This is a genomic window from Moritella sp. F3 (genome assembly GCF_015082335.1).
Taxonomy (GTDB): Bacteria; Pseudomonadota; Gammaproteobacteria; order Enterobacterales; family Moritellaceae; genus Moritella.
This window is the reverse complement of the sequence record NZ_BLRL01000018.1, coordinates 36,146-56,041: the sequence shown is the minus strand read 5'-3', so window position 1 is coordinate 56,041 and position 19,896 is coordinate 36,146. Positions and strand designations below refer to the sequence as shown.

Below are 19,896 nucleotides of genomic sequence, written 5' to 3'. Positions count from 1 at the left end.
ATCTAATATTATTGCTAATAGCTAATGACGACAGTTTATTCACGTCAGTACTAATCAAATTCAAGATCAACATTTCCCGACCCTAACATCAGCTCTAATCCGTAGAGGAGCTCATCGGTGGGTGATACTCGCCATTCAACGCCTAAGGTCATTTTTGCCTTCGCGTCGGCGCGTTGATAACATATGTTTATGGGACAAGTACCTGCTCGATAAGGTTCAAGTGTTTCCATAAACTTACCCATAAACGCATCATTTATTTTATCTGCATTTAATTGCAGAGTGAGGCCTCGCGCATAACGTTCACGCGCGGCTTCAATATCCATAACTTCTCTGGCAGTCATCTTATACCCGCCATTGAAATCGTCAAAGCTGACCTCTCCAGTAATCACTAAAATGCGATCTTTAGCTATATATTCTTCATAACGTTCAAACGCTTCTGAGAAGAACATCACACTTAGGCGGCCACTCTTATCATCTATTTCCAAAATACCCATGCGGGTACCTTTTTTCGTCACTTTCACTTGCGCAGAAATAACCAAGCCAACCGCAGTCACAACTTTACCACGTTCAGTCGGTTTCACGTCTTTCAAGCGGTTACTCGAATAACGCTTAACTTCTTTAATATACTGATTAATAGGATGACCAGTGAGGTAAAGGCCTAGCGTTTCACGCTCCCCCTCTAACCAGACTTTATCAGGCCATTCAGGTACATCAGCAAACTTGCTTTCAACCTCTTCAGGTTCTGTGGTTAAAATACCAAACAGATCGCTTTGGCCATGAGCCTCGGCCATTGCATGTTGTGCTGCAGCTTTCATTGCCTCAGGTAAGGTAGCATGTAAAGCAGCGCGATGAGGACCTAATTTATCTAATGCTCCAGCGTAAATTAGCTTTTCCATGATACGCTTATTGATCTTTTTCAAATCAACACGATTACAAAAATCAAATAAATCAGTGAACTCACCACCACTTTCACGGGCAGCAATAATCGCATCAATAGGGCCTTCACCCACGCCTTTAATAGCACCAATACCATAAATAATAGTTTGGTCTTCATCGACGTTAAATTTAAACAGACCTTTGTTCACATCAGGCGGTAAAATCTTGAGCCCCATGCGTTCAACTTCATCAACTAAGGTAACGACTTTTTCAGTATTGTCCATATCTGCAGACATTACTGCAGCGATGAAATAAGACGGATAATGCGTTTTCATCCACAGCGTTTGATACGACACGAGAGCATAAGCAGCAGAATGTGATTTGTTGAAACCGTAACCGGCGAACTTCTCTACCAGATCGAAGATTTTCATAGACAGATCGCCGTCGACGCCATTATTTACAGCACCTTCTTTAAAGGTACCGCGCTGTTTCTCCATCTCTTCTGGTTTTTTCTTACCCATAGCACGACGTAACATGTCGGCGCCACCTAGGGTATAACCAGATAAGACTTGGGCAATCTGCATTACTTGTTCTTGATACAAAATAATGCCGTAAGTCGGATCAAGAATTTCTTTCAACGATTCATGTTGATACTGCGCATCAGGGTAAGACACTTCTTCTCGACCATGCTTACGGTCAATAAAGTTATCTACCATGCCTGACTGCAATGGACCAGGACGGAACAAGGCCACCAGTGCAATCATATCTTCAAAGCTATCGGGTTTAAGGCGTCGGATCAGATCTTTCATACCACGGGATTCAAGCTGGAACACCGCGGTTGTTTCTGAACGCTGTAATAAGTCAAAACATTTCTGGTCAGTAATATCGATCGACTCGATACGGATCGCTTCTTTACCTTGTTTGACAAGATGTGGGTTCGCCATATCCAGTGCCCACTGAATAATGGTTAAGGTTCGTAGGCCCAAGAAATCGAACTTAACCAGTCCGGCTTCTTCCACATCATTTTTATCAAATTGGGTAACCGGGTTACTACCTAGATCATCACAATATAGTGGTGAGAAGTCGGTAATCAATGTCGGTGAAATAACAACACCACCGGCGTGTTTACCCGCGTTACGGATAACACCTTCCAGAATACGTGCCATATCAACCAGCGCACGAACTTCTTCATCACCTTGATATAATTCATCTAATCGGGGTTCTACATCCCATGCTTTGGTTAAAGTCATCCCCGGATCACCAGGGATCAGTTTGGAAATACGATCAACAAAACCAAACGGGTGACCAAGCACACGTCCTACATCGCGAATTACCGCTTTTGCCGCCATGGTACCAAAGGTGATAATCTGACTTACTGCATCACGACCATACATTTCGGCAACGTGATCGATTACTTCATCACGACGATCCATACAGAAATCGACATCGAAATCGGGCATAGAGACACGTTCTGGATTCAAGAAACGTTCGAACAGTAATTCATATTCAATTGGATCAAGGTCGGTAATTTTCAGGGCATAAGCCACTAATGAACCCGCGCCGGACCCTCGACCAGGGCCAACAGGAATATTGTTATCTTTACTCCACTGAATGAACTCCATTACGATCAAGAAGTAACCAGGGAATCCCATGTTATTAATTACTTTAAGTTCGATGTCTAAACGTTCTTCATAAGCGGGGCGCTGTCGTTCACGCTCAGCCGGATCAGGAAAAAGGAAATCTAAACGTTCAACCAAGCCATCTTCAGATACTTTAACTAAAAAGTCTTCGGTGGAAAGCTCACCTGTTGGGAAGTTAGGTAAGAAATACTCACCTAAGCGCACTGTCGCATTACAGCGTTTGGCAATTTCAACCGAGTTAGCCAATGCTTCAGGTATATCAGCAAATAACTCACACATTTCATCTTCGCTGCGTAAGTATTGTTCTTTGCTGTATAACCGAGGACGACGCTTATCTTCTAGTGTATAACCATCATGAATAGATACACGAATTTCATGGGCATCAAATTCATCTTCATGTAAGAACACAACATCATTGGTTGCCACAACAGGGAGTTGATACTGAGTCGCCAAATCAACAGCCATATGCAGATACGCTTCTTCGTCTGGACGGCCTGTACGAATTAACTCAAGATAATAACTATCAGGAAAATTGGTTTGATAGAAGGCTAGGCATTGCTGAGCAAGTGCCGCATTACCTTTTAATAACGCTTTACCGACATCACCATTACGAGCACCAGATAATAAGATAATACCTTCAGCATGTTCTGCTAACCACGCTTTATCAATAATGGCACGACCATCAACATGACCACGGCCATACGCTTTCGAGATCAGCACGGTGATGTTGTTATAGCCTTTATTATCTTTAGCCAGTGCCGTGATCTTAAATTGCTCTTCAGGGTACTCTTCACTTTGTACCCAAAAGTCAGCGCCAATAATAGGTTTAACACCAGTGCGTTCCATCGCACCATAAAACTTAACCAACGCACACATATTAGTTTGATCGGTTAACGCGACTGCGGGCATATTGAGTTCTTGTAAGCGGGGAGCAAGACGTTTAATACGTACTAAGCTGTCCACCATTGAGAATTCAGAGTGTAAATGCAGGTGAATAAAACGTGGTTCTGCCATAAATAAAACTTTCTGCTAATTGAGAGTAGATAAAATAAACGAGAAACTATAACGATCAAGTAGCGTGCCGCCACCTCACCTTATTTTAACAAACCTAACGCGCGTTGCACCGGTTTAAAACTTTTACGGTATTCTTCAGTCGGCCCAAGCTCGGCTAATTTTTCCATATGCGCCTTGGTTGGATAACCTTTATGCTGAGCAAAACCGTATTCAGGAAAACGCTTATCCAGTGCTTCCATCTCGGTATCACGCACGACTTTTGCTAAGATTGACGCAGCACTTATCTCGGCTACGCGTAAATCACCTTTAACAATCGCCTCAGCAAACATAGGCAATGCAGGGCAACGATTACCATCAATAAATACATGCTCAGGTTGAATCGCTAAGCCCGCCACAGCGCGTTGCATAGCAACCATCGTCGCTTGTAAGATGTTCAGTTCATCTATCTCAGCAGGACTACAACGGCCAATACTCCAAGCTAATGCTTTCTCTTTAATTTCAGGAAACAATAGCTGGCGTTTTTTCTCACTTAATTTTTTTGAATCCGTTAAGCCGATAATAGGATTATTCGGGTCTAATATCACTGCAGCCGTGACCACATCACCGACCAATGGTCCACGTCCGACTTCGTCAACACCAGCAACAAGTTTCCCTTCAGGGTAAATTATTTCATCATACATTTTTAGTTACCTGCTCTACTGCTGGGATATTATTTTCATTAATTAATTCAAGTACGGCATCTGCTGCTTGTTTGTCGGCATGACAACGAATTTGCTCATGTAATTCAGTAAAATGTTCGATTAACGCAGCGTTATCCGTTGTTAGCAACTTAGCCATCTCATCCGCTAAGATTTCTGGCTGGCAATCATCTTGTAACCGTTCTGCGACAATTTCTTTTTTCGCTAATAAGTTAGGTAATGATACAAATGGTGCTTTCATCAAGCGTAGCATGATCTTATAGGTTAGCGGTTTAACCCGATAACCTACCACCATAGCACGTTTCATCAACATGGTTTCCAATGCCGCGGTGCCAGACGCTAACAATACAGCATCAGCAACAGCCATCGCTTCACGCGCATGACCATCTAAAATGATGACATCGAGGTCAGGCGCGACTTCTTGCTTAATAGCGAGAAATTGTGCTTTACGCTCTTCATTCACCATCGGGATCACAAACTGTAAGTCACTAAAGCGCTGTTTTAATAAAATAGCCGTTTCTAAAAAACTTGCAGACAGCAATCCAACTTCACCAGCACGACTGCCCGGTAAAATGGCTACATAACGCTGCTTAGGATCCAGTTTAAGCTCGTTAATTGCCGCTTGTTTATCCGCACCGGCCAATGGAATAGCGTCAGCCATAGTATGACCGACAAAGCGACACGGCACATCGTATTCATCATAAAAAGCTTTTTCAAACGGCAGAAAGGCTAACACCATATCCACTGCTTTTTTAATTTTGAAAACACGCTTTTGACGCCATGCCCAAACTGAAGGGCTTACATAATGTACGGTTTTTATACCGTCTGCTTTGAGCTTTAATTCAATCGGAATATTAAAATCTGGCGCATCGACACCAATAAAGATATCCGGTGGATTTTGCTTAAAATGGGCAAGAACTTCGCGTTTGACTTTAAACAGTCTTGGTAACCGGCCGAGTACTTCGACGAGACCAAAAACAGATAGCTCTTCCATTTCAAACAGCGTATTAAAACCAAGCGCTTGCATGCGTGGTCCAGCAATACCTTCGAAAATGGCATCAGGGTGACGGGATTGAATTTCTTTGATCAGGGCGGCAGCTAAAATATCGCCGGAGACTTCCCCGGCGATAATACCAATACGTAATGGTTTCGTTGTCATTGTAAGCTATCTATAAAGAATACGATTAACGAATAATACCACGTTCATTGGTTTTTAAAAATTCTGTAAACAAAGCAACGCTTGGTTGTTCGTTTGCACTTTCTTCTAATGCCGCTAATGCTTCAGCAACTGTATTACCTTGACGGAATAATACACGATAAGCACGCTTAACAGCTTTAATCGCTTCAGCGTCAAATCCGCGGCGCTTAAGGCCTTCAGAGTTGATACCAAAAGGTTTAGCGTGATGGCCAGATGCCATTACATAAGGCGGGATATCTTTAATGATAACCGAACCACCGGCAACGAAGGCATGAGAACCAACTTTACCAAACTGGTGAATGGCCGCGTGGCCACCAAAAATAACGTAATCACCAATGTGTACGTGACCCGCTAAGGTCGCATTATTAGCAAAAATACAGTTGTCACCGATAATAACATCGTGTGCAACGTGTGCATTAACCATGAATAAACTATTGCTACCAATTTTGGTTAAACCTTGGTCTTGTACTGTTCCACGGTGAATGGTGACGCCTTCGCGAAATACATTATTATCACCAATCTCAAGACGCGTATGTTCACCCGCATATTTTAGATCTTGGCATTCTTCACCAATCGAACCGTATTGGAAAAAGCGATTACCTTTGCCAATCTTGCATGGACCATTAATAACAACATGAGAGGCAATAACACAATCATCGCCAATCTCTACGTTTTCACCAACGATAGTCCAAGGACCAATTTTTACATTATTACCAATTTTTGCGCTTTCATGCACAATAGCTGTTTCATGGATCACTAGTTAGCCTCTCGTTTCGCGCACATGATCTCAGCATCGCAGACTACTTTACCATCAACTTTTGCAATTGCAGTAAAGCGGCCGATACCACGGCGTTCTTTGATTAATTCGATGTGTAGATGTAAAACATCACCAGGTACAACAGGTTTGCGGAAACGCGCCTTATCAATACCTGCAAAATAATACAATTCATTGTCTGCTGGACCGCCATCAGACTTATAACCTAACAAACCCGATGCTTGTGCTAATGCTTCTAAGATCAATACACCAGGAAAAATAGGGTTGGTTGGGAAATGGCCAGTAAATTGTGGCTCATTTACCGATACATTTTTAATTGCATGAATCGATTGTCCCGGTACATAATCCAATACACGATCAACCAGTAAAAACGGGTAGCGATGTGGTAAAAGACTCATGATTTCTTGTATTTCAATGGTGTTTTTTTGTTCGTTCAAAATTTTAATTCCTGTCGCAACGAAAGCGTTATAGCGCTTAGGTTTAGCTTAATTTTTCTAGTTTAGATAAGCGTTTATGCATATCATCAATTTTCATTACACGGGCCGTTTGACGACGCCATTCACGATTAGTTTGTGCTGGGATACCAGATGAATACAAACCCGCTTTATCAATCGGGCGCATTACCATCGACATACCTGTGATATTAACGTTATCGGTTATTTCCATATGACCATTGATAACACTACCACCACCAATCATGCATTGCTTACCTAGTTTTAAGCTTCCTGCTAACAGAGTTCCGCCAGAGATAGCGGTGTCTTCACCTATTTCTACATTATGACCAACTTGACACTGATTATCTAAAATCACGCCGTCGCTAATAATGGTGTTATCTAATGCACCACGATCAATCGTTGTGCATGCGCCGATCTCAACACGGTCGCCAATAATCACGCGACCAAGTTGTGGGATCTTGATCCATTTGCCGCCATCATTTGCATAACCAAAGCCATCAGCACCGATTACAGCGCCACTTTGGATCAGACAATCACTGCCAATTGCAATATTGTGGTAGATAGTAACATTTGCCCACAGCTTAGTGCTCTGACCAATGATGGTATCTTTACCAACAAAACAACCGGCACCAATAACAACATTATCAGCTAACGTCACACCGGTTTCAATAACGGCATTGGCACCAATAGCGACATTGTCACCTAATACTACATCGTCTGCAATCACAGCACTTGGCGCGATATCAGTAGCTGGTGCGGGAGTGGTATCAAGTAGCTGTGCGACTAACGCAAAACCGACATACGGATTTTTCATCACTAACGCATTGGTATTACACGCGGCAAGATCATCGGATTTAACAATGACAGCAGAGGCTGCAACAGTAGCGAGTTGATCGCTGTATTTGCTATCGCTTAAAAAAGTGATGCTACCCGGCTGTGCATTCTGCATCGAATTAATCGTACTGATTTCGATACTACCATCGCCGTGTAGCTCAGCTTGAATTGCCGTTGCTATTTGTTGTAACGTCATTGCCATGTTAAACCTTTCCACTTATAAAATTTTATACTATTTTACTACAGTTCTTATGATGTAAAATATAGTTACTGACTTAAAATCACAAAATATAGCTAGTTAAAGCTGTAAATATAGTTACTTAAAGTTGTTAATGCTGTTACTTGCTTAATTCTTGAATAACTTTGTCTGAAATATCTAATTTTGGATCAACAAATAAAGCCGCTTGCTTAGTCAATACTAACTCATAGCCATCACGCTTAGACACAGTTTCGATTGCTTGCTGTAATAACACTAGCAATTTGTTATTTTCTTCTTGGCCACGGCGCTGTTGATCTTCTTTAAATGCTTTGCCCTTTAATTTTAGCTGTGCATCTAATTCTTCTAATTTACGCACCAGTTTAGTTTGCTCTTGTGGTGTCATTAACGCTGCATCACGTTGACGTTTTTCGTTTAATGCAACTAACTCTTTTTGCAATTTATTTAGTTCAACAGCACGTATTTGGAATTCTTCATTCAAACGTTTACCAATTGCTTCACGTTGCGGTAACTGTTGTAATATCTTACCTGCGTCAACAACAGCATAACCCGCTGCACTTGCTGTAAACGATGCGCCAAGCGCCAATGCTAATGCGGTTGCTTTAATAATTTTTTTCATTTTAATCCCTAATTAGATTTTAACTTAAGGCGTACGTCCTTATTCAGAACGTACGCATTTATTGCATCATATTTGCTTAGAAAGTGCTTAGAAGGTACTACCAATATTGAAGGTAAATACTTCTGTTTTGTCGCCTTCGTATTCTTTTAATGGTGTTGCTAGCGAGAATACTAGCGGGCCCATTGGTGATAGCCACTGTAAGCTAACACCGAGAGATGCACGTATACGCGCAGGGTCTGAATAGTCACCAAAATATTCGCAGTTACTTAAACAACTCCCACTTTGATAGTCACTTGAATTAAATTCAGTGTCCCATACCGAACCCGCATCAACAAATACTGTTGTACGTACAAGGTTGGCATACTCTTCGCTCAAAAATGGCGTTGGGAAAATCAATTCAACACTACCCGTAGCAAGCGCATTACCACCGACTGATGAATCGGTAGCAACATAGCCTGTATCACCAGGACTACCAGGGTTTATACTTGTCTGTATACCTTTTGGACTAATGGTATTACTGTTAAAACCACGTACCGAATAGAAGCCGCCGGCATAGTAATTTTCATAAAATGGTAAGATATGATCATCGCCATTTGACGTTGTACCGTAACCATTACCATAAGCTACACGACCTCGCATCAAGAACGACCAGCGGTGGTTACTTGAGAGCGGCACATAATACTTATTATCAAAACTCATTTTAAAATACTGCACATCAGAACCGGGGACAGTCATAGTAAAGTTAGCTTTTTGTTCTGAGCCTGATGTGGCAAATACACCACGGTTTAACGTACGGCGACGCCAAGATGCAGAAACATCAAAACCTTGGAATACGACAAAGCTACCATCCTGATCAACATCATCTTTATAAATGTCCCAAAAAATATCAGTTTGCGCATAAGTCGTCGTTTGCGAGATCTTATTCCACTCATAACCTAAACTAAAGCTCAGGGTATTATTTTCGTTAACCGGAAAACCTAACGTACCCGATACACCGTAAGTACGGTTGTTATAATCGACAATATCCGCTTCTGAGGCTTCAAAATCAGTGAAATAGATCTTACCACCAAAGCTCACACCATCAACTGTAAAATACGGGTCTGTATAATTTAAACTAGCATTTTTTGAATAATCATTGGTACTTACACTGATACCGGCTTTGTTACCCGTACCAAAGAAATTATCCTGCTGAATACCTGCATTTAGACTCAAGCCCGATTCAGAACCATAACCAATACCGGCATTAAATGAACCAGCGGGTTGCTCTTTCACTTGTACATTGACTTCAACGACGTCTGGTTCACCCGGCACTCGCACTGTAGTCGTGTTTACAGTTTCAAAAAAGCCAAGTTGATTAAGGCGGGTTTTAGAACGGTCAATTAAACGATTCGATAACCAAGTACCTTCCATTTGACGCATTTCACGACGTAACACTTCATCTTTAGTGACATCATTACCAGCAAAGTTAATACGGCGCACATAAATACGTGGGCCCGGTTCAACCGCAATCGTCAGATTAACAGTATGGTCTTCGTCATTAATTTCAGGGTAAGTTGATACTTTTGGATACGCATAACCAAAGCGACTTAAATAACGGCTAAGACTCTCTTCCGTTGCAGTCACGCTTGCACCACTGTAGAGCTCACCTGAGTTCAGCGATAATAAACCACGTAACTCTTGTTCTTTATCTAACAAATCACCGGTTAACACAATATTACCCAGTTTATATTGCTCACCTTCATTGACTTTAAGGGTAATATAAATACCTTGTTTATCTGGTGTCATCGAAACTTGTGTCGATTCGGTTTTAAAACGGATATAACCTTTATCAACATAATAGCTACGCAATTTCTCTAAATCACCAGCCAGCATTTGTTTTTGGTACTGCTGATCAGCCATGAAGTTCCACCACGGCGTATGATCACTCAGATCAAATATATTCTTTAATTCTGCCGTTGAGTAAACGGTGTTACCTAAGATATTTAACTGTTTAATTTCCGCTGATTTACCTTCAACGAAACTAAATTTAATATCAATACGATTACGTGGTAATGGGGTGATAATAGTATTGATTTTGGCACTATAACGACCAGCGCCATAATAGAATTCCTGTAAGCCCTGCTCTACCGAACGAATAATAGTACGATCGATAGGCTCACCAACACGAATCCCCGATGAATTAAGACTTTCTTGTAATTGCTCTTCAGGAATAGCTTCATTACCAACAAACTCAATGCTACTAATCGTCGGTAACTCCGTTACTTTAAAGACCAGTGTCGAGCCATCACGGTATAATTCGATATCATCAAAGTTACCTGATTCGTACAGCTTCTTCACCGCTAAAGCAGTATCACTGCGACTGACGCGATCACCTTCTCGCAGCGGAATATTCAACAACGCCGCACCGAGCGTTACACGTTGTAAGCCTTCAACTTGAATATCGTCAACAATGAAGCTATTCGCAACTGCTGCTGTACTTGTAAGCAGGCAAGCACTTGAAAGAAGTGCACCAGCTAAATATTTATTAATTATCATTCTGAGTAAATAATCCCTAAAACGCAATTCAATGACTTATAAACGAGCAAAGTCATTAAATAAGGCAAGTCCCGTTAGTAGCATAATAATGACTGAACCGATTTTAAAACCGAACTCTTGGATCTTTTCAGATACAGGTCGACCGGTAATAAGTTCAAATGTGTAATACACTAGATGACCACCATCTAGTACTGGCAGTGGCATTAAATTCATTAAGCCTAAATTAACACTAATTAGGGCCAGGAAACCTAAGAAATAAACCAAACCATAATCAGCACTGGCACCAGCACTTTTGGCAATTGAAATCGGCCCACTTAAGTTATTTAGTGAAATATCACCTGTCACTAAACGACCAATCATCTTAAAGGTAAGCGCGGTTAACTGCCAAGTACGCTCAACCGATTGTTGCACTGAATCTAGAATACCATATTGAATATCAACAAGATAATCTTCAGGATAACTGGCTACAACAGGCGCAACGCCTAAATAACCTTTAAATGAACCATCAGCACCCGTTTTTCCTTTTGGTGTCATCGTTAATGCTAATTCTTGGCCATTACGCAGTATACTTACAGCTAATGTTTGATCTGGACTATTTTGTACTTTTTCTACCAGCATCATCCAGCTATCAATTGGCTGCTCTGCAATGGCTATGATTTTGTCACCCGCAAGCAGACCCGCCTGTTCGCCCGCTCCGCCTTTGATGACTTCAGCTAGCACTTGACTCACAGCTGGTCGATAAGGCGTTAAGCCCATGCTCGTGATCGGTGATTCACGCTCCGGATCAAACTGCCACTCACGGAGATCTACTTGTCGAGAAACAGTATAGTTCGTGTCCTCGAGGTATAATTGCATCACCATTGAAGGCTCGCCCATATGCTCAATCAGTTTAAGGCTAACGTCATTCCAATCTTGAACATCTTGGCCATCGATCGCGGTAATAATCGCTTTGTTTGTGACACCCGCCTCAGCCATCACTGAATGCGGTGCAACTTCGCCAATCACCGGTTTTACGCTCGGTACACCAATCATGAACATGAACCAGAAAGCCACAATAGCTAATGCAAAGTTAGCTAAAGGCCCTGCAGCTACAATGGCGATCCGTGCTAATACCGGTTTACGGTTAAACGCTTGTGATTTTAATTCTGCAGGTACGTCATCAACACGCTCATCAAGCATTTTGACGAAACCGCCTAACGGGATCATTGCTATCGCATATTCAGTGCCGTCTTTGCCGGTACGCATCCAGATTGTTTTACCGAAACCAATTGAAAAACGTAATACTTTAACCCCGCAACGACGTGCGACCCAAAAATGACCAAATTCGTGTATAGCAACTAAAATGCCTAGAGCAACAATAAATGCACCTAGATTCCATAAAGACGATATCATTTTGTTACTCTGCTTATTGTTTGTTGGGCGTCAATTCGCGCCATTGCATCAATATCAATCAATGCATCAATATTTTTTGTTTCAGAAATAGTTAAACCTTCCAAAACCGTGGCATTTACACGTGCGATATCCGTGAAGCCAATTTGCCCAGTTAAGAAAGCACCGACCGCTATTTCATTGGCAGCGTTTAATGTTGTTGTTGCCGCTTGGCCTTGGTAACAAGCATCAATCGCTAATTTCAAACAAGGATAACGCGCATAGTCAGGTTTCAAGAAAGTCAGTTCACCCATCTCGAAAAAATCGAGTGGTTTAACACCTGAAGGAATACGTTTTGGATAAGCCATTGCATGGGCAATCGGGGTACACATATCTGGTTCACCCATCTGGGCTAATACTGAACCATCAGTGTATTGCACCATAGAATGAATCACTGACTGAGGATGGATAACCACTTGGATCTGAGATTCATCCGCATTGAATAACCACTTAGCCTCGATATACTCTAGGCCTTTGTTCATCATAGTCGCAGAATCAACAGAAATTTTCTGACCCATAGACCAATTAGGATGCGCACAAGCTTGCGCAGGCGTCACAGCAGCCAAGTCAGCAATATTGCTATAGCGAAATGGTCCGCCAGAACCAGTTAACAGGATTTTACTGATCCCCTCCGCAACTAGGTCACAAAAACCGAGGTTACTTTGCACAGCTAACGGCATAGCCTGGAATATGGCATTATGTTCACTATCAATCGGTAATAGCTCGGCGCCACTGGCTTTGACTTCTTCCATAAACAAAGCACCAGACATCACTAACGCTTCTTTATTTGCCAGTAAAATACGTTTTCCAGCACGTACAGCGGCCAAGGTTGGCATCAGTCCTGCGGCACCTACAATCGCAGCCATCACCATATCACTCTCATCAAGTGCAGCAACCTGACATAAAGCATCGATCCCCGATAACACTTCGGTAGAACAGTTAAGTGATTTTAGTTGTTGCGCTAACTGACCAGCAGCAATGTCATTAAGCATCACTGCATAGCAAGGTTTAAATTCTAAACATTGCGCCAGCATCTCAGTGACATTACTATTCGCGGTTAAAGCCAGTACCCGAAAGCGCTCAGGATTTTGACGAATAACTGCAAGGGTACTCTTACCGATCGAGCCGGTTGCACCCAGTATCGTTAATCCAATCACAATAACGCTCCCTTAAAAACAAACTAAATAAATAACAGCAAATACCGGTAATGCAGCCGTTAAGCTATCGATGCGATCTAAAATACCGCCGTGACCAGGCAATAACGTTCCACTGTCTTTTACACCCGCTTCACGTTTGAACATGCTCTCGTTAAGATCGCCTAATGTTGATGAAATTGAAGTAACGAAACACGTGAACAAAACTATGACAAGCTTGGTGCTATCAAGTTCCCCTGAAGGTGAAACAGCCATCACAACGGCAGCAATTAACGCGATAATCATCGAAACAGCAACACCACCAAGAAAACCTTCTCGTGTTTTACCTGGGCTTACTTTAGGTGCTAATTTATTTTTACCAAATTTTTTGCCGGTAAAATAAGCACCTGAATCTGCGCCCCAAACTAAGAACATCACTAGCATTACTAACCATGCGCCAGACTGTTGGTCATGGGCATAATCAAAAGAACGCAGTGCTAACATAGCCCAGAAAAAGGGTACTAATGTCACAATACCAAAGACAACTTTAACTAACGTATTCTTGGTCCATGCTTTAGCACTATTAGGATAAGTTAATACTAACCCAGCACAAATCACCCACCAAATAGCACCAATGCTTAAAATAGCACTAACTAATGGTACTAAAACAATTTCACCACCACTTACATGCCAGATATTACGTACATCTGGCGGTATAACTAATAATGAGGCACCCAAAATCAGTGAATAACCCACAATGAGGGCATTCGGTAATTTTGTATTGTTTTTATCAACCAATACAGCCCACTCTTTTGTTGCTAATATAAAAACACCTGCGATAGCTAGTGCATACCATTGCAGCGGTAACAAGAAAATAGCGGCAAGCGCTAAAGGCGCTAAAATTAATGCGGTCGTAATTCGTTGCTTAAGCAAGAGTTGTTCTCCTATTGAAAACGCCCAGATAATATCTAAACGTTTATGTATATGTGTTTATTGCTGTTTCGTTAAGATCGCTCGGATCTGAGCACCAGTACCGCCAAAACGACGTTCTCTGTTTACAAAGTTAAAGATGGCATCTTCAAAAGCAGCACTATCAAAATCAGGCCACAAAGTATCAGTAAACAATAATTCGGCATACGCGAGTTGCCACAACAAAAAGTTACTAATGCGATGGTCTCCACCTGTACGAATCATCAAATCAACGGCTGATTGATCGGCCATGGCAATATGCTGCCCTAGCATTTTATCATCAATTTCATCAACACTCATTGCACCGGTTTTAACCGCGATAGCAATCTGCTTCGCCGCGTGAGTAATATCCGATTGCCCGCCGTAGTTGGCTGCGATATTGAGTGTAAGCTTGGTGTTATGACGCGTTAACGTTTCAGCTTCAGTGATCTTTGCTTGAATGGCAGGACTAAATGCAGAGACATCGCCGATAATTTTTAGGCGAATTTGGTTTTTGTGTAATTTCTTAACTTCTCGCGTTAGTACTGTCATGAATAATTTCATCAACACACTAACTTCAGCTTCCGGACGACGCCAATTTTCACTACTAAATGCAAATAGTGTTAACGACTCAATCCCCATAGCTAATGCACTACTTACAACTTGACGAACAGACTTAACACCTTCATGGTGGCCTTTAACACGTATTTTTCCACGCTGCTCAGCCCAACGGCCATTGCCATCCATAATGATTGCAACATGCTTAGGTTTCGAGTCATTAACTAACGCTTCGAGTTCGCTTGAGTTTACCATTACTATCTTTATCCATTAAAAATACTTTCTTTATCCATTAAAATCTAAAGCGCCGCATCGAAACACGGCGTCTTAAAAGTGGAATCGAAACTACACTTCCATTAAGTCTTTTTCTTTATCTGCTAATACTGTATCAACTTGCTTGATATAAACATCAGTCAGTTTTTGAACTTCATCTTGTGCGCGGCGATCGTCATCTTCACCGATTTCTTTTTCTTTTAATAAACCTTTAATGTCGCCGTTTGCGTCGCGACGAATGTTACGAATAGCAACACGCGCTTGCTCAGCATCATGACGAACAACTTTGATTAAGCTCTTACGACGTTCTTCAGTTAATGCTGGTAATGGAATACGGATATTCGTACCTGCAGACTGTGGGTTAAGACCCAAATCAGACATCATGATTGCTTTTTCTACAGCTTGAACCATAGTTGCATCAAATACTGTAATGCTTAATGTACGAGAATCTTCAGTACCTACGTTACCAATTTGGTTAAGTGGTGTATTAGCACCATAGTAAGATACTGTAATACCGTTTAGGATACTCGGGTGTGCACGGCCAGTACGTACTTTAGATAATTGACCTTTCAGTGCTTCGATAGTTTTGCCCATACGGGTCTGAGCGTCATCTTTAATTTCGTTGATCACAACGTCTTCCTTAAATTTATTGGCAGTACAAACACTGCTTTAACTATGAGAATTAACTGACATAGTGTAAATCAATTCAATTTAGAGGTCTTGTTATAATCCCTCTAAACTTTAAACTATTGTATTTATTTACTGAAATTGAGACTCAGTTTTATTTCTTTGCTGCATTTGAAATCAATGTGCCTTCAGCTTCACCCATAATAACACGGCGTAAAGCACCAGGCTTAGTCATGTTAAATACACGCATCGGTAAATTATGATCGCGCGCCATAGTGAATGCAGATAGATCCATAATTTTAAGTTCTTTTTCAACAACTTCACGATATTCAAGCGTCTCGTAAAATTCAGCATTTGGATTTTTAACTGGATCTTCAGAATATACGCCGTCAACTTTTGTCGCTTTCAATACAATGTCAGCTTCAATTTCAATACCACGTAAACATGCTGCAGAGTCAGTTGTACAGAATGGGTTACCTGTACCAGCAGAGAAGATTACTACTCGGCCTGTTTTTAATAAACTAATTGCTTCAGCCCAGTTGTAGCTGTCACATACGCCACGTAATTCAATTGCAGACATTAAACGAGCATTCACATAAGCACGGTGTAGTGCATCACGCATTGCTAAGCCATTCATCACAGTTGCTAACATGCCCATGTGATCGCCCACTACACGGTTCATACCCGCTTCAGCAAGGCCTGCACCACGGAATAAGTTACCGCCACCAATAACCAAACCAACTTGAACACCTAACTCAACAATTTCTTTAATCTCTTGCGCCATGCGATCTAGAACTTTAGGGTCAATACCAAAGCTCTCTTCTCCCATTAGAGCTTCACCACTAAGCTTTAATAAAATACGACGATATGCAGGTTTCGGGTTGGTAGTCATCATGATCTCTTTATCCTAATTGTGGAAAAACCGCAGCCTAAGCCGCGGTCTATATTAAATCTTAAGCAATAATTAAATTATGCTTTTTTTGCTGCTGCTACTGTAGCTGCAACTTCAGCTGCGAAATCATCTTCAGCTTTCTCGATGCCTTCACCAACTTCGATACGGATGAAGTTTACAACGTCTGCGCCTTCTTCTTTAAGAAGTTGACCAACAGTTTTTGAAGGTTCCATGATGAAAGCTTGACCTGTAAGGCTCACTTCACCAGTGAATTTCTTCATACGACCGATAACCATTTTCTCAGCGATTTCTTGTGGTTTGCCACTGTTCACTGCGATTTCGATTTGGATCGCTTTTTCTTTTTCAACAACTGAAGCTGGTACATCTTCAGGTTTAACGAATTCTGGCTTAGCTGCTGCTACGTGCATAGCAAGTTTCTTAGCTAGTTCTTCGTCACCGCCTTTAAGTACAGTAACAACACCGATAGTGCCACCGTGTACGTATGCAGCAAGGTTATCACCTTTAACTACAACAGAACGACGTACGTTGATGTTTTCGCCGATTTTAGCGATTAGGTTAGCACGTGCTTCTTCAACTGTTAGTTCAGCATCGTATTTAGCAGCTAGTAACGCTTCAGCTGAATCGAATTCACCAGCGTGAGCAACTTCAACAACTTGGTTAGCAAATGCTAGGAAGCTTGCATCTTTTGCTACGAAATCTGTTTCTGAGTTAATTTCAACTAGAACAGCAACGCCGTTAGCAACTTTAGTTTTAACAACGCCTTCAGCAGCAATACGACCTGCTTTTTTAGCCGCTTTAACAGCGCCTGATTTACGCATGTTTTCGATTGCTAGTTCCATATCGCCTTCAGCAGCAACAAGAGCTTTCTTACAATCCATCATACCTGCAGCTGTACGTTCGCGCAGTTCTTTAACCATTGCAGCAGTAATTGCCATGGGTAATTTCCTCAATTCTTATACAAAAAAAAACAGGAGCCATATGGCTCCTGCTAACTAAATAGTGCACTTAGTTAATAAGAGCATCGATCAAATCGAAAAGCTATTATTTAGCTTCTTCGATGAAGTCGCTTTCAGCTTGTGCAGCGATGTCTTGATTACGGCCTTCATTTACAGTTGCTGCTACAGCACCTGCATAAAGTTTGATAGCACGGATCGCATCATCGTTACCAGGTACAACGAAATCGATGTTGTCTGGGTTTGAGTTTGTATCAACAATAGCTACTACTGGGATACCTAGGTTGTTAGCTTCTTTAATAGCGATGTGCTCGTGGTCAGCATCGATAATGAAGATAACGTCTGGTAAACCGCCCATAGTTTTGATACCACCAAGGCTTTTCTCTAGTTTTTCCATTTCACGAGTGTTCATTAGAGCTTCTTTCTTAGTAAGTTGCTCGAATGTACCGTCTTGTGATTGTGCTTCTAGAGTAGTTAGACGTTTGATTGATTGACGAACTGTTTTCCAGTTAGTCAACATACCGCCTAACCAGCGGTGATCAACGTAGAACTGGTCACATGAAAGTGCAGCTTCTTTGATTGTTTCGCCAGCAGCTTTTTTAGTACCAACAAAAAGAACTTTACCTTTTTTGTCTGCAACGCTTTTGATGAAACCAAGAGCTTCGTTGAACATAGGTACAGTTTGTTCTAAGTTGATGATATGTACTTTACTACGAGCACCGAAAATGAATTGCTTCATTTTTGGGTTCCAGTAACGAGTTTGGTGACCGAAGTGAACACCAGCTTGTAGCATATCGCGCATTGATACAGTAGCCATTATAAATTTCCTTTGTTTTGTATGGGGTTAGGCCTCCACACATCCCATTTTTTCGACTTTAACTTCTAAGTAATAGTAAGATAATCAAACAGTTACCAAACAAAGCAAAAGCACCCCGATAAATGTGCCGATGTGTGTGTGATTTATATAAAATATGTGTGTATGAAGTTAATAAACAACCTGTAACAGAAATTTGTTAATTCATTGCGCGCTTTATACCATATACAGATAAATAGCACAAATTTTTGTCACGCGATTTTTTCTCATTAACACGATTAAATAACGCTAATCACCGCTTTAATTATCGTATTTTATGGGGATTTATTCTGCCTATAAATAAATTAATTCCGCTGGAAAATACCAACAAAACAGCTATAAATAGTCAGCACTTGATAATGAGACTTTGAATTACAAAAAAATTTATGCTTATCACTCGCATTAGCGTTACAATATAGCCATAAACAAAACATCTATATATTGAAGAGTGAAAAATGAGCGTAGTCATTAAAACTGAAGAGCAAATCGAAAAAATGCGTGTTGCTGGTCGCCTAGCAGCACAAGTACTAGAAATGATAGAACCGTTTGTAGTTGCCGGGGTGACCACTCAGGAATTAAATGATCGTTGTCATGAATTCACTTTAGCAAACGACGCATTATCAGCGCCTTTGTATTACCCAAGCTACGATGAAAACGATGATACTGCATTTCCAAAATCAATCTGCACATCAATCAACACCGTTGTTTGCCATGGTGTGCCTGATGAACGCCCGCTAGAAGATGGCGATATTCTGAATATGGATATCACGGTGATCAAAGATGGTTTCCACGGCGATACATCGAAAATGTTTTTCATCGGTGAAGTATCTCCGCGTGATAAACAATTATGCCGCATCTCACAAGAAGCACTCTATGAAGGCCTACGCCAAGTAAAACCGGGTGCTCGATTAAGCCGCATTGGTGAAATCATTGAGAAAAAAATCAAAGCGCATAATAAAGCGAACCCAACACGTAAATACTCAATCGTAGAAGAATACTGTGGTCATGGCATTGGTGACAAATTCCATGAAGAACCACAAGTATTACATTACAAATCTCGCTTCAACGAGAGCAATCAGAACCTCGTGCTTAAAGAAGGTATGTGCTTCACGATTGAACCTATGATTAACGCGGGTAAAAAACACAATGTAGTTGCCGATGATCATTGGACTGTACTAACCAAAGATAATAAAAATTCAGCACAATGGGAACACACGCTTGTCGTTACTAAAGATGGCTGTGAAATTCTGACATTACGTGATGAAGAAACTATCCCGCGTATCTTAAAGAACTAATTTTCACCGTTTGAGATTAGTAATAGATACCTTGAAATTAATCATAGATAAATG

The 19,896-nt window shown here is 41.3% G+C and carries 17 protein-coding genes; 1 reads left to right on the top strand and 16 read right to left on the bottom strand.

The window, feature by feature from the left end:
• Positions 1-50: 50 nt before the first annotated feature.
• The 16 genes from dnaE to rpsB all read right to left on the bottom strand — a co-directional run bounded on the left by dnaE (position 51) and on the right by rpsB (position 18,511).
• A complete protein-coding gene (dnaE, locus tag JFU56_RS20420) occupies positions 51-3,530 on the bottom strand; it encodes a DNA polymerase III subunit alpha (RefSeq protein WP_198439091.1) in 3,480 nt (1,159 codons plus the stop codon).
• An 80-nt stretch (positions 3,531-3,610) separates the two neighbouring features.
• A complete protein-coding gene (gene rnhB / locus JFU56_RS20415) occupies positions 3,611-4,210 on the bottom strand; it encodes a ribonuclease HII (RefSeq protein ID WP_198439090.1) in 600 nt (199 codons plus the stop codon).
• On the bottom strand, positions 4,203-5,387 hold the full coding sequence (gene lpxB / locus JFU56_RS20410) for a lipid-A-disaccharide synthase (RefSeq protein ID WP_198439089.1): 1,185 nt from the start codon (positions 5,385-5,387) through the stop codon (positions 4,203-4,205). The genes rnhB and lpxB overlap by 8 nt, the downstream gene beginning before the upstream one ends.
• 25 nt (positions 5,388-5,412) lie before the next feature.
• On the bottom strand, positions 5,413-6,183 hold the full coding sequence (gene lpxA, locus JFU56_RS20405) for an acyl-ACP--UDP-N-acetylglucosamine O-acyltransferase (protein ID WP_198439088.1): 771 nt from the start codon (positions 6,181-6,183) through the stop codon (positions 5,413-5,415).
• The gene (gene fabZ, locus JFU56_RS20400; RefSeq protein ID WP_198439087.1) at positions 6,183-6,638 is read right to left on the bottom strand and encodes a 3-hydroxyacyl-ACP dehydratase FabZ; all 456 of its coding nucleotides are present in this window, start codon (positions 6,636-6,638) and stop codon (positions 6,183-6,185) included. The genes lpxA and fabZ overlap by 1 nt, the downstream gene beginning before the upstream one ends.
• A 43-nt stretch (positions 6,639-6,681) precedes the next feature.
• The gene (gene lpxD / locus JFU56_RS20395; protein ID WP_198439086.1) at positions 6,682-7,692 is read right to left on the bottom strand and encodes a UDP-3-O-(3-hydroxymyristoyl)glucosamine N-acyltransferase; all 1,011 of its coding nucleotides are present in this window, start codon (positions 7,690-7,692) and stop codon (positions 6,682-6,684) included.
• A gap of 136 nt (positions 7,693-7,828) precedes the next feature.
• Positions 7,829-8,326 (bottom strand): OmpH family outer membrane protein, encoded by a 498-nt coding sequence (locus JFU56_RS20390; RefSeq protein ID WP_019442089.1) that lies wholly within the window; start codon positions 8,324-8,326, stop codon positions 7,829-7,831.
• A gap of 87 nt (positions 8,327-8,413) precedes the next feature.
• Positions 8,414-10,861, bottom strand: a complete 2,448-nt coding sequence (gene bamA / locus JFU56_RS20385) for an outer membrane protein assembly factor BamA (RefSeq protein WP_198439085.1) — start codon at positions 10,859-10,861, stop codon at positions 8,414-8,416.
• A 36-nt stretch (positions 10,862-10,897) separates the two neighbouring features.
• Entirely contained in the window at positions 10,898-12,253 is a 1,356-nt protein-coding gene (rseP, locus tag JFU56_RS20380; RefSeq protein WP_198439084.1) for a sigma E protease regulator RseP, read from the bottom strand.
• Complete coding sequence (gene ispC / locus JFU56_RS20375) at positions 12,250-13,446, bottom strand: 1-deoxy-D-xylulose-5-phosphate reductoisomerase (RefSeq protein ID WP_198439083.1); 1,197 nt, start codon at positions 13,444-13,446, stop codon at positions 12,250-12,252. Before ispC ends, rseP begins: the two co-directional genes overlap by 4 nt.
• 12 nt (positions 13,447-13,458) lie before the next feature.
• Positions 13,459-14,355, bottom strand: coding sequence for a CDP-archaeol synthase (locus JFU56_RS20370; RefSeq protein ID WP_198439082.1), 897 nt, complete (start codon positions 14,353-14,355; stop codon positions 13,459-13,461).
• A 57-nt stretch (positions 14,356-14,412) separates the two neighbouring features.
• Positions 14,413-15,183 (bottom strand): polyprenyl diphosphate synthase, encoded by a 771-nt coding sequence (gene uppS / locus JFU56_RS20365; protein WP_198439081.1) that lies wholly within the window; start codon positions 15,181-15,183, stop codon positions 14,413-14,415.
• A gap of 90 nt (positions 15,184-15,273) precedes the next feature.
• Positions 15,274-15,831, bottom strand: coding sequence for a ribosome recycling factor (gene frr, locus JFU56_RS20360; protein WP_198439080.1), 558 nt, complete (start codon positions 15,829-15,831; stop codon positions 15,274-15,276).
• A gap of 151 nt (positions 15,832-15,982) precedes the next feature.
• Positions 15,983-16,720: a UMP kinase gene (gene pyrH, locus JFU56_RS20355; RefSeq protein WP_198439113.1), complete on the bottom strand. Its 738-nt coding sequence runs from the start codon at positions 16,718-16,720 to the stop codon at positions 15,983-15,985.
• A gap of 77 nt (positions 16,721-16,797) precedes the next feature.
• The gene (gene tsf, locus JFU56_RS20350; RefSeq protein ID WP_198439079.1) at positions 16,798-17,676 is read right to left on the bottom strand and encodes a translation elongation factor Ts; all 879 of its coding nucleotides are present in this window, start codon (positions 17,674-17,676) and stop codon (positions 16,798-16,800) included.
• A 106-nt stretch (positions 17,677-17,782) separates the two neighbouring features.
• Positions 17,783-18,511 carry a 30S ribosomal protein S2 gene (gene rpsB / locus JFU56_RS20345; RefSeq protein ID WP_019442080.1) on the bottom strand — a complete coding sequence of 243 codons (729 nt, stop codon included), beginning with the start codon at positions 18,509-18,511 and terminating at the stop codon, positions 17,783-17,785.
• Between the two features lie 491 nt (positions 18,512-19,002).
• On the opposite strand from rpsB, the gene map reads away from it, so the two are divergent.
• Complete coding sequence (gene map, locus JFU56_RS20340) at positions 19,003-19,842, top strand: type I methionyl aminopeptidase (protein WP_198439078.1); 840 nt, start codon at positions 19,003-19,005, stop codon at positions 19,840-19,842.
• The last annotated feature ends 54 nt before the right edge of the window (positions 19,843-19,896 follow it).

Bases quoted from the DNA above. Each gene is read 5' to 3' on its own strand.
- dnaE (WP_198439091.1), bottom strand. From the start codon at position 3,530: ATGGCAGAACCACGTTTTATTCACCTGCATTTACACTCTGAATTCTCA.
- rnhB (WP_198439090.1), bottom strand. From the start codon at position 4,210: ATGTATGATGAAATAATTTACCCTGAAGGGAAACTTGTTGCTGGTGTT.
- lpxB (WP_198439089.1), bottom strand. From the start codon at position 5,387: ATGACAACGAAACCATTACGTATTGGTATTATCGCCGGGGAAGTCTCC.
- lpxD (WP_198439086.1), bottom strand. From the start codon at position 7,692: ATGGCAATGACGTTACAACAAATAGCAACGGCAATTCAAGCTGAGCTA.
- JFU56_RS20390 (WP_019442089.1), bottom strand. From the start codon at position 8,326: ATGAAAAAAATTATTAAAGCAACCGCATTAGCATTGGCGCTTGGCGCA.
- bamA (WP_198439085.1), bottom strand. From the start codon at position 10,861: ATGATAATTAATAAATATTTAGCTGGTGCACTTCTTTCAAGTGCTTGC.
- rseP (WP_198439084.1), bottom strand. From the start codon at position 12,253: ATGATATCGTCTTTATGGAATCTAGGTGCATTTATTGTTGCTCTAGGC.
- uppS (WP_198439081.1), bottom strand. From the start codon at position 15,183: ATGGTAAACTCAAGCGAACTCGAAGCGTTAGTTAATGACTCGAAACCT.
- pyrH (WP_198439113.1), bottom strand. From the start codon at position 16,720: ATGACTACCAACCCGAAACCTGCATATCGTCGTATTTTATTAAAGCTT.
- tsf (WP_198439079.1), bottom strand. From the start codon at position 17,676: ATGGCAATTACTGCTGCAATGGTTAAAGAACTGCGCGAACGTACAGCT.
- rpsB (WP_019442080.1), bottom strand. From the start codon at position 18,511: ATGGCTACTGTATCAATGCGCGATATGCTACAAGCTGGTGTTCACTTC.
- map (WP_198439078.1), top strand. From the start codon at position 19,003: ATGAGCGTAGTCATTAAAACTGAAGAGCAAATCGAAAAAATGCGTGTT.